12 protein-coding genes are annotated in these 10,181 nt (G+C 38.2%); 1 reads left to right on the top strand and 11 read right to left on the bottom strand.

Annotated features, from left to right (window positions below):
- The 11 genes from BZK24_RS03235 to recR all read right to left on the bottom strand — a co-directional run.
- Positions 1–1,965, bottom strand: a 1,965-nt coding sequence (locus BZK24_RS03235; protein ID WP_077656554.1) for a porin family protein, incomplete at its 3' end; no start/stop codon positions are given.
- A gap of 215 nt (positions 1,966–2,180) precedes the next feature.
- Complete coding sequence (locus BZK24_RS03240) at positions 2,181–2,666, bottom strand: GNAT family N-acetyltransferase (RefSeq protein WP_000153389.1); 486 nt, start codon at positions 2,664–2,666, stop codon at positions 2,181–2,183.
- A 96-nt stretch (positions 2,667–2,762) separates the two neighbouring features.
- Positions 2,763–3,518, bottom strand: a complete 756-nt coding sequence (locus BZK24_RS03245; RefSeq protein WP_000775694.1) for a 7-carboxy-7-deazaguanine synthase QueE — start codon at positions 3,516–3,518, stop codon at positions 2,763–2,765.
- Positions 3,515–4,117 (bottom strand): 6-pyruvoyl trahydropterin synthase family protein, encoded by a 603-nt coding sequence (locus tag BZK24_RS03250; RefSeq protein ID WP_077656555.1) that lies wholly within the window; start codon positions 4,115–4,117, stop codon positions 3,515–3,517. Before BZK24_RS03250 ends, BZK24_RS03245 begins: the two co-directional genes overlap by 4 nt.
- A 1-nt stretch (position 4,118) precedes the next feature.
- Positions 4,119–4,778 (bottom strand): hypothetical protein, encoded by a 660-nt coding sequence (locus tag BZK24_RS03255; RefSeq protein ID WP_000042188.1) that lies wholly within the window; start codon positions 4,776–4,778, stop codon positions 4,119–4,121.
- Positions 4,775–5,578, bottom strand: a complete 804-nt coding sequence (gene surE, locus BZK24_RS03260; protein WP_077656556.1) for a 5'/3'-nucleotidase SurE — start codon at positions 5,576–5,578, stop codon at positions 4,775–4,777. Before surE ends, BZK24_RS03255 begins: the two co-directional genes overlap by 4 nt.
- Positions 5,575–6,486: a polyprenyl synthetase family protein gene (locus tag BZK24_RS03265; RefSeq protein WP_077656557.1), complete on the bottom strand. Its 912-nt coding sequence runs from the start codon at positions 6,484–6,486 to the stop codon at positions 5,575–5,577. Before BZK24_RS03265 ends, surE begins: the two co-directional genes overlap by 4 nt.
- 15 nt (positions 6,487–6,501) lie before the next feature.
- Entirely contained in the window at positions 6,502–7,044 is a 543-nt protein-coding gene (gene folE, locus BZK24_RS03270) for a GTP cyclohydrolase I FolE (RefSeq protein ID WP_000426949.1), read from the bottom strand.
- Entirely contained in the window at positions 7,045–7,977 is a 933-nt protein-coding gene (gene htpX, locus BZK24_RS03275) for a zinc metalloprotease HtpX (RefSeq protein WP_240659997.1), read from the bottom strand. It lies immediately after the preceding gene.
- Positions 7,964–9,109 (bottom strand): tRNA pseudouridine(13) synthase TruD, encoded by a 1,146-nt coding sequence (truD, locus tag BZK24_RS03280; RefSeq protein ID WP_021173262.1) that lies wholly within the window; start codon positions 9,107–9,109, stop codon positions 7,964–7,966. Before truD ends, htpX begins: the two co-directional genes overlap by 14 nt.
- Positions 9,106–9,687 carry a recombination mediator RecR gene (gene recR, locus BZK24_RS03285; protein WP_077656559.1) on the bottom strand — a complete coding sequence of 194 codons (582 nt, stop codon included), beginning with the start codon at positions 9,685–9,687 and terminating at the stop codon, positions 9,106–9,108. The genes truD and recR overlap by 4 nt, the downstream gene beginning before the upstream one ends.
- 154 nt (positions 9,688–9,841) lie before the next feature.
- On the opposite strand from recR, the gene BZK24_RS03290 reads away from it, so the two are divergent.
- On the top strand, positions 9,842–10,048 hold the full coding sequence (locus BZK24_RS03290) for a 2-hydroxymuconate tautomerase family protein (RefSeq protein WP_077656560.1): 207 nt from the start codon (positions 9,842–9,844) through the stop codon (positions 10,046–10,048).
- Positions 10,049–10,181: the final 133 nt, after the last annotated feature.

The following is a 10,181-nucleotide window of genomic DNA, read 5'->3' on the forward strand; positions in this document are numbered from 1 at the left end:
CCACCCGTAATTAAAAAACACCTTAAAATGGCTAGCCCCTTCATTGAAAACAAAAGAGTTCGTGTAATCGCCACCGCTAGAAACGACGCTAGCTTTTCTTTGGATTAAAGGGATGCTAATCCCTACAGAATATTTAGAATGCTTATAGCGGTAGTTCAATCCGGTAGCCACATCTAAATTACCGCTCCCTTTGACTTTGTTCAACACATAATAGCTGTTATACAAGCCCCTTAACCCCCCAAAGATACCAAAAGATGAAGAAAAGTTCCTTTGAACGCCTATAGGGCTATTTTTATTAGAGTAAGTGGTGATGAAATCTAGTAATAAATCTATCCCCCCACCATAGCTCAATTGCTGGAATTTTTGATTAAGGGCTTTAGAATAGTTGTATTTGATGATGCCATAATAAGCCAACCCTATGAAATCATTAAAGTAATTTTGATAGCCTATTTTAGCGTTAACCCCTAAAATAGGGCTTCTAAAACTTTGCGAAGCGCTTGAAAAATAGTGGTTGGTAACGCTAGAAGTGACAAAGGTTTTTTGAATGGTGCTGAGCATGGAATTGGCTAAATCTTGCGTGTTCAAACTAGCGTTTAAGTTGTAGTTTGTTTGACTCCCCAAGTTAGCGTAGTTGATCGGCAAGGCGTTTTGATTAATAAGCTGCTGCCAAACCGCTGCCGTTACCCCTAAAAAGCCAGCGGGGACATCCGCGCAATTGTGATAGATGGAATTAGGGTAGTTGCTAGGGAAAGCGCTCTGACCTTGACCCCCATAAAGCGAACACACATTATAAGGGAGGCCATCAGAATCTTTTGGCTTGCCATTATTATCCTTTTCCACTTGACCATCTTTCGTTACCGGCACTCTTTGATAAGTCATGTTCCCGTTATGCCCATAACCTTTAGTGTGGCTGAATTCATGCAAGATGGTTCTTAAATCCTCTAAATTGATGGTTTTAAGGTCATTGCCAAAGAGTTTTTGGGGTTCTAAGGCATAGGCTTCTACCCCTAATGTGCCATATTCACCATCATTGCCATATCCATTGGCTAACCCTACAACCCCTGAATTTTTTAAAACAACCGCATCAATTTCTATTTTTTTCCTAAAATTATTAATAATACCTTGTTTGTTGAGTATATATTGTTGATCGACTTTAGTATCAACACGCCCATTTACTCCGGGATTTACGCATTCATTCTCTTTGCTGGTATCGCATTCCCCTCCTCCGCCTTTATTAGTGAACTCAAAAGGAGCGTTTAAGATCGCATCGCCCCAAGATTGGGAGTCTAAGACAGCGATCATGTTCAACATCAAATTAGTGAATTCTTCTGCGGTTTGTGGGGTGAAAGCTTCCCAATGATTTTCGTGATCTTTAAATTTGTTTTCATTCCTGTAATTTACGACCAAATTTGTCTTAATCTTATTGAGCGTTTCAAACACCCTTTGCGTGTTAGTGTCAGAAATAGAAGTGCTAGTGGCTTCAAATTTTGGAAAAAAGAAAGTATAGGGGCCAATTTTATCAAACGCCTCTTTTAGACTATCAAACGCCTCCCCAGGTAAAACAATCTTAGAGTGTTTGGGGATGGTCTCTATCACGCCCAAATCGATCGCATTGCCTTGAGGGTCTGTAAAACTCAGTTTAACATTGCTTAGATTGTAAGGTAAGAAATTTTCTATAGTTAATTTACCACCAATATACAACACTTTAATAGGGGATAAAGATGAAAAGTTTAATTGCGATATGGATTTAGCGTCTGTGAACAAATTAGCCGCTCTTTTTAAAATCGTGTCTGTGGGTAAATAGTTATAAGTTGCGTAAGTGTTTTTTGTGGTGGTGTGTCTTTTTTCTTGCGTTTGCGTGCCTTCTAATAGCCCAGTTTCAAACCCGGCTTCTATGAAAAAGCCGTTTTTCTCGTTCGCTTCTAAAGCGCTGAATAATAAAAGTGGGATGAATAGTTTTCTCATGGTTATCTCTTTTTAGTTTATAGCGCCTTTATTATACAGTTTAAGGGGGTTGTTTGTTTGTTTTTTGAAATTTAACGCTTTTACAAGGGATTAGTATTTCATATTGAAACAAAATTTTAAAAACAAGCGTTTGTTTTATAGTTTATTTAGCATTAATTAGGCTGTGTTAATAAGAGTTTGATGGGGAAAAGGCGTGTTTCAAATGGATGCACCAATCAAGACAAAATCTTTTCCATAAAAAGAGTGGGGAAAATCAAAGTCTCTTCGCCCAACTCCACCACGCAATCCTCTTCTTTGATACGCACAAAACCCAGCTTTTGATAGAGGTTGCATGCCTTGATTTGACTCTTGCTCACATGCAGAGAGATTTTAGTATAGCCTTTGATTAAAGCGTATCGCTCCACGCTCTCATAGAGTTTTTGACCCAACCCTTGGGATTGATAAGCGGTATTTATGTGGAATTTACACAGCTCGGCTTCTGTTTGATTGATAGGATTAAGCCCACAAATCCCAATGAGCTTCCCCTTATCCCTCATTTCAAAAAATTCCCCGCCATGCCCGCGCAATTTTTGAACGAACCCGCTAATACTGGGCAAAAGATCCAAGCGTTGGATAAACCCTAAAGGGTTGTCAGCGATACGCTCAGCATAAAATTCTTCTAATTCAGTGGGGTATTTGGGCGAAAAAACTTTGATGGTCATGATTTCCTAACTTCCAAAGATAAAATGATCCCTTAATGAGCGTAATGATAACAATTTTTAGCTTAAAATAATAACGCTTTATATGATATGATGAATTTAAAACCCTTTCTTATTGTCCCATAAGCGGATATGAAGCCTATCGCTCAGCCTGAAACCATGCTTTATGGCTAGGGGGGCTAGGGTTTTTAGATTTTTATCTAGCTCGTTGTTATTTGTGCCTAAGGGCATTAAAAAGATTTCATTATTTTTTAAGGAGAGTTGTTTCAAAAGGCTTTGAATTTCTATAATAGATTGAGCGGCGTTTTGGCTATCCAATACAAATTTAAAATGCGCGCTTTTAGCGTTATTTAAGATATTTTGTAAGGCTTTAAGGTTGATCCGCTTGCTTTCTTCTTCCAAAGAAAAAGAGAGTTTGACGCTCAGGGTGAAATGCAATTCTTTTAAAATAGGGCTAAATTCAAAAAAAATAGAGCCGTTACTCTCTACAAATAAAGGGATTTTTTGGCGATAAAAATGCTCTAGAACGCTGATTAAAATAGGGTTATTGAAATACAAGCTTGGCTCCCCGCCTGTAAGAATGAAATCAAAATCCTTATAATTAGGGGCTAAATTAACTAATCGTTCAATCAAGGGTTTAGGATCATCATAATAATCCCAAGATGTTTGGAATTTAGGATGCACCGCATACAAACTATCGCAACCTGTTAGGATTTCATCATTCAATGAGGTTTTACAATTAAAGCCCTTGCATGAAAGGTTACACCCCCCTAAGCGCAAAAAAAGACTGGGTTTGCCTATCCTTTGGCCTTCACCTTGTAAGGAAAAAAAGCTCTCAACGACCGGGAGTTTCATGGGATTTGGTGTAAGGGTTTAGCGTGGAAAAAGCATTGTTTTTCATCGCTAATGATTTTATTGAAAAAGTCCTTATCATGCCACAAATTTTGAATGCCTTGCGAAAAAGAGACGCAATTTTGATGCACTAAAGATTTAAAGTGTGGGTTTTCTAAATCTTTTAAAAAGCTTTCCGCATAGCCGTTTTTAGTTTCATGCACGCGCACGCTAGAGACTTTTAACTCCCCTTCATTATTAGAAAAAACGCTTTTTTGTAAAATTTTTGTCAGGTAGTATAAAAACATGAGGGCGTAACTCTCTGCGCTCAAATTAAACGAGCATTTCACGTAACGAACGCAGTTGGTTTCTATAAAACGCTGAAACTCAAGGCTTTCTTTATCCCAAAAATGATGGGCATGATCAAAGGAGTCTATAAAGGTTTGCATTTCTTGTTGCATCAGTCCAAAATCTAGCGCCATGTTCGCGTTATCCAAGCGGTTGGTTTCAATAAAGACTTCCACTTCATAATTATGCCCATGGATGTTTTGAGCGCATTTTAAAGAAGAGCAATTGCGTACCACATGGCTAGCGCAAAATTTATACAATCGCCTGATAACCATTTCATTGCCTATAACATGGCTGATAAAGGGGCAATCTTAAATTGTAGTAGTAGCGTTCAGGGCGGTTAAAATCAATGCGCTTGATCGTGCTTTTAATCAAATCCCTATAAAGCATTTGATAGCCACAAGTCCTTCCGCTCACGCTCCCATCCACATATAAAACCCGTTTTTGCAGCACCACATCATACCAATCCAAAATAAAATGCGAATTAGCGCTCATTAAAATTTGCTCGCTAAAGCCATTGATAGCGTAGTAATCGGTAGGGGTTTGGGAGCAATAAAACTGCCCCCCAAGAAAATAACAAGGTTTATTGACTTGATCGATCAGTTGGTAATTGTATTGGTAGAACGGCACAGCTGAGATGTTACGGACAATGCGTGCATAGATCACATTTTTGGCTTTATCTAGTGGGAATTCCGCTTGCGTGAAGACATTGTAAAAGCCTAATTTTTGCAATTCATAAACAATCACATTGATATAATAAGAAGTCATCGCATCGCTTCTGTCATAAGCCACCACGATAGTGGAATTATAGTTGAACAAATAATCCCCCGTAACTTCTGAGTAATACCCCATGTGCAAGCGGTGTTGGCATGCATTAAAGAAAAAAAACACCCCAACAATTAGCCCTAAAAAAGCCAAGCGGCGATTTTTACTCACTTTAACATTCCCTCATGCCAAGATTCCAAGCTTTTTAGATCATCATAACTGGTTAAGTCTAAATTTAAAGGCGTGATAGAGGCATGGTTTGAAGCGATAGCGTCAAAATCAGAGAGTCTGTCTTCATTTTCGCGCTTTTGCCACTCTAAAGGGTGTAGCCCTAGCCAAAAATAGCTTTCATTTTTGGGGTCTGTGCGTTTATGCACTTCTTTTTTATACAACCGATAGCCCTTAGGGGTGATGCGTTCGCCCTGATATTCTTGTAAGGAGCAATTAGGGACATTCACATTCAAGAGTTTGCGCCCCTTTAAAGGGTAGCCTTTGGTGAAGATGTTTTGGACTAAATCCTGGATGATCTTTTGAGCTAGATCAAAACTTAAGGGAGTGTTTTTGTTTCTGTTAGAAAGGATTTGAGAAATCGCAATGGAAGGCACGCCCTGAATGGTGCCTTCAATCGCTCCGGCCACCGTTCCCGAATAAATCGTGTCTTCGCCCATGTTAGATCCAAGATTGATCCCTGAAATCACTAAATCAAAACAAACATGTTTAAAAAGCTCATTAATAGCCAGATACACGCAATCGCTTGGCGTGCCATCATCAATCCTATAGTGCCGGCCTTCTTTGCCTTTAATTTTCTCCGCTCTTAAAGGCACAGTGATGGTGATGCATTGCGAGCATGCGCTTTTTTCATGCTTGGGGGCGACCACATAAATTTCTGCCATTTCTTCTAAAGCCTGTTCTAAAGCTTTAATGCCTTTTGCATGGTAGCCATCATCATTGGTGAGTAGAATTTTTTTCATGTCTTGCCTTTAAATAGAGTGTTCAATAATGCGTTTAAATTTTCTTGCAATAAAGGATAAGCGGGTTTCAATGCATTTAAATCGTTTAAAACCTCTGTTTTTAAAGTTTGGGCGTAACCGCTTGCCTTTTCTAGCCCCAATAAATTCACAAAGCTGTTTTTAGCGCCGTCTAAATGAGTGGTTTTACCGCTTTCTTTTTCATCTTGTGTAACGTCTATAATATCATCTAGCACTTGAAAACAAAGACCCATTTTTAACCCAAAAGCCTGAAGCCATTTTAAAAGCTCTTCATCGTTAATGCCGCTTGCAACAAGCCCCATAATCAGGCTTGCGCTAATCAATTTAGCGGTTTTATGCTCGTGTAAGAAAGTGAGCTGTTCTAAATTTAAGGGGGTGTTTTCAAAATAGCAATCCAAAGCCTGCCCTAAAATCATGCCCTTAATCCCCCCATTAGCGCTTAAGATTTTGACTAATTCCACAATGATGTGGCTTTCTAGTAAAGCGTTTGAAAGCAATTCAAAAGAGTAAGTGTTGAGCGCATCGCCGATTAAAACGGCTGTGGTTTCATCGTATTTGGCGTGTAAAGTAGGGTGGTTTCTCCTTAAAGCGGCGTTATCCATGCAAGGCAAATCGTCATGGATGAGCGAATAAGTGTGCAAACATTCAATGCTTAAAGCGATTTTAAAATATTCTGTTTGTCGGTTAAGATAATCTTTTTTACCCACTAACGCGCAAAGCACGGCTAAAAAAAGCTTAGGGCGGAATCTTTTACCCCCATTAAGCACCATTTCAAAAAAGGCTTTTTCCAAATAAGGGTGGAAGCCTTCAAGGTGTAAATAATGGTTTTTTAAAAAGCTTTCAAAACGCTTGCACTCATTATGATAAAAGGATAAATTAGGGTTACTCATGTCTAGAATTATAACCTAAGATTTTAAGAGTTGCATAAATTCAGCTCTGGTTTTAGGGTCTTTTTTGAAGAGGCCTCTTAACACGCTTGTTTTAATGATCGCATTTTGCTTTTGCACCCCTTGCATGCTCATGCACAAATGCTTGGCTTCACAAACCACGATCACGCCCCTTGGCTCTATGATTTCATCAAAAGTTTCTGCAATTTGAGTGGTCAGCCTTTCTTGGATTTGTAGGCGTTTGCTATAAATTTCAATGAGTTTAGCGATCGCGCTAATGCCTACAATCTTTTCTTTAGGGATATATCCTAAACTGATATTCCCTAAAAAAGGGAGCAAATGGTGCTCGCAAGTGGAGTAAAATTCAATGTTTTGAGCCACTATCATTTCATCGCAAACGCCTTGAAAATACGCGCTTTTTAAAGCCACTTTAGGGTCTTCTTTATAGCCTTTATACAAGAATTTCCATAATTCTTGAACCCTTTTAGGCGTCTCTTTCAAACCTTCTCGATTCTTATCTTCGCCGATGTTTTCAAAAAATTGGTTGAAAAAATTTTCCATTTAAATCACACGCTTTCTTAAGGATTGGATACGATTTTTAACGCTAGGGTGGGTGCTAAACATTTCAGCGTTAAAAAGATAGGCCGCTGATCGGGTGTTATTTTTATCTATTTCTTTATAATCGTTGTTGGTGTAATCGTTGGAAATTTTTTGTAAGGCTCTAATCATGGGCTTATTGTCATGCATTAAAAACGCCGCCCCGCTATCGGCCATGTATTCTCGTGTGCGGCTCAAATACATTTGCAAAATAAGCGTTAAAAAAGGCAAAACGATCTGTAAGAGTAATAAAATCATTCGGGCTAAATTCGCCCCGCTATTCTTGCGATTCCCCATGAAAAAATACACGCTAAAATTAGCCACCAATAGCATGATATTACTCAAAATCCCCACGCACATGGTCAAGCGGATGTCGTTATGTCGTATGTGGCTGAGCTCATGAGCGATCACGGCTTTTAACTCGTCTCTATCCAACTTCTCTATTAAAGTGCTTGTAAGAGCGATAAGGGAATTAGACTCATCCCACCCGCTCGCAAAAGCGTTCATGTAAGGGGCGTTAATGATATAAAGCTTAGGCTCAAAATGAAGCTTGGCCTCTTCTAAAAGCTCTAACAAAAGGCGATGGATTTGATTTTCTTTAGAGCTTAAAACCTTGCTTGGGTCAATAAGTTTGTATTCATCACCGCTTAACATGATAGAGCTAAAATTTTGGATACAAATAACAATAATGACAAAAGCCGCTAAAAACATGATAATGGTAATCGTAGGAAAAATTTGAAAAGTCATGAGTTTAAAAAGGGCTATGCCTAAATCATTAGCGTTGATTCTAATAGCATCCACCAACAACCCGATAAAAGCAAAAATCGCGCAATAAGTGGTTAAAACCGCGTTCGTTTTGAGCCTGTTTTGCGCGATAATCTTTTCAAAATTCGTCATTATTTTCTCCTTTCTCATGCTTGATTTCTTTGAGCAACGCGCTCGCATAACTCCCTTTAGGCAAGTAAAATCCCAATTCAAATTGCGCTTTTTCTTTGATATATTGAGAAGTTACATTTTCTAAAAACACCCAAAAAAACCGCCTAGAGCCTAGCGTTTTAGCATGGCTATTTAAAAGGTTATGCTGGAATTCTTTTTCAATTTCAAAACTCAAATTTTTTGCATAAAGAGCTTTTTTGCCGTCTAGTAACCCCGTAGGCACAGCTTCTTTTTTCAAAAACCTTTCGCTCTCTTTTCCTAATTCTAAAGCGTCAAAAAATTTCCCATAAGGGTAATGGCGCATCACATCGCCTTCTAAGATTTTAAAGGGGTGGGCTTGGTTTTTAAGGGTTTTTAGGGTGTTTGAATCAACGCTTAAATTGTTTTGTTTAAAAAATTCTAAACCCTCTTTTAGGCTAAAAGCGCTAATGATTTTACTGATTTCTAACCGCTTGCTTAAAAGCGAGTTAAACAAATAACTTTGATAGCTTGAAATTAAAAAAGCGTTTAGTTTTTGATGAGCAAATTTCGTTTCATTTTGTAAGATTTTTAAACCCTCTTTATGGTTGTCATTGAACTTCCCAAAGCGTTGCGAGCCAAAATAATTAGGCATGCCAAATTGCGCGATTTGTTCTAAAACCTGCTTTGTTTTTTGAGCGTTTAGGGGGGTCATTTTTTTAAAGCGCATAAAAAAGCGATTACCCTTTAAATGCCCTAATTTGATTTTATTATGATGGTAATTCAAAGACAGGATTTTAAGGTTTCTTTCTTGCAAATTATGCGTATTTTTTTCTAATAAAGGGGCGTATTTTTTAGGGAGTGAGATGAATTGAGTCGTCAGCGCGTTTTTATCTTTCAGGCCCGCATAACCCAATTCAGCGATTCTTACCCCTAAAATTTGAGAAAAAATGTGAAGCATTTCCAAAGTGCTTAAACCGCTTTTTCTCACTTGAATAACGGCATGTTCGCCCGTGTTGCTAAATTCATACAAAGGCACTTCATGCACGCAAAAATCCCTAGCGCTAGAATTGAAATGAAAATCAATGCTCGCATGGTTATAGGCGTGCAATAAGGGCATAAAATTTAAATTCATGCTTTGATCCTTGAATTAAACGCCCTTGAGAGCGAAACGGAGTCAATGTTTTCAAAATTCACTCCAGTAGGCACGCCTTGAGCGATTTTAGTGAAAGTGAGATGGAAATGCTGTAATTTATCTTCAATGTAGAGCATTAGAGAATCGTTAGCCAAAGTGGGGGGGAAAGCAAAAATGATTTCTTTAATGTTTTCTCCAACTAGGCGTTTTTCTAGGGCGTTAAAATCCACTTCTTCTATAGAATTTAACACATAATAGCGCCCTAGAAAGTCCTTTAAATCTTCTAAAATAAACACGTCTCTTGGGTGTAAAACCATGCAAAGCTGAGAATTTTGCCGGCTCTCATCAGAGCAAATCTCACAAACTTCACTCTCACTGAGCGCGTTACAAGATGTGCATGTTTTAAGGTTTTCTAGGGCGTTCTCTAAAGCGTGCGTGATTTTTAGCGCCAGATAGGGGTTTTCTAAACCCAAATGATACGCCATCTTAAAGGCGGACTTTTTACCCACATTGGGGATTTTTTCTAAACAATCCACTAAATTTAAAAAGTGGTTCAAGCTGTTTTTATAAGTATTCATTCTGTTAGTATATCAAACTTAACTTGACTTGAAAGAGATTAAAAAGCTTTTATTGTTTTTAAAAGGGGGTTTAATTAATACAATATGAAAAAGCGCTTAATGAAGCGTTTAAATAAAAGCGTTATAATGTGCTATCTCAATTTTAAGGAATAACATGCCGTTTATCAATATCAAACTTGTGCCAGAAAATGGAGGGCCAACAAACGATCAAAAACAGCAATTGATTGAAGGGGTTTCAGATTTGATGGTGAAGGTGTTAAACAAAAATAAGGCTTCTATTGTGGTTATTATAGATGAGATCGATTCTAATAATTATGGTCTTGGGGGCGAGAGCGTCCATCATTTGAGACAAAAAAACTGAATCTAGTTTTTAAAATTCAAAGGTTGCGATACGCTAAAATGTAAGGGGTACTCATTTTGGTTTCTATTGAATACCTGGGGACTACTTGCAAAGTAGAGTAAATAATCTCAGTGTCATGGGCTTTACGGCTGTT

Source organism: Helicobacter pylori (assembly GCF_001998165.1).
Lineage (GTDB): Bacteria > Campylobacterota > Campylobacteria > Campylobacterales > Helicobacteraceae > Helicobacter > Helicobacter pylori_DL.

Coding starts and splice junctions, on each gene's coding strand:
- truD (WP_021173262.1), bottom strand. CDS start 9,109: ATGAATTTAAATTTTATGCCCTTATTGCACGCCTATAACCATGCGAGC.
- BZK24_RS03250 (WP_077656555.1), bottom strand. CDS start 4,117: ATGGTTATCAGGCGATTGTATAAATTTTGCGCTAGCCATGTGGTACGC.
- recR (WP_077656559.1), bottom strand. CDS start 9,687: ATGAATACTTATAAAAACAGCTTGAACCACTTTTTAAATTTAGTGGAT.
- BZK24_RS03245 (WP_000775694.1), bottom strand. CDS start 3,518: ATGAAACTCCCGGTCGTTGAGAGCTTTTTTTCCTTACAAGGTGAAGGC.
- folE (WP_000426949.1), bottom strand. CDS start 7,044: ATGGAAAATTTTTTCAACCAATTTTTTGAAAACATCGGCGAAGATAAG.
- htpX (WP_240659997.1), bottom strand. CDS start 7,977: ATGACGAATTTTGAAAAGATTATCGCGCAAAACAGGCTCAAAACGAAC.
- surE (WP_077656556.1), bottom strand. CDS start 5,578: ATGAAAAAAATTCTACTCACCAATGATGATGGCTACCATGCAAAAGGC.
- BZK24_RS03290 (WP_077656560.1), top strand. CDS start 9,842: ATGCCGTTTATCAATATCAAACTTGTGCCAGAAAATGGAGGGCCAACA.
- BZK24_RS03265 (WP_077656557.1), bottom strand. CDS start 6,486: ATGAGTAACCCTAATTTATCCTTTTATCATAATGAGTGCAAGCGTTTT.
- BZK24_RS03240 (WP_000153389.1), bottom strand. CDS start 2,666: ATGACCATCAAAGTTTTTTCGCCCAAATACCCCACTGAATTAGAAGAA.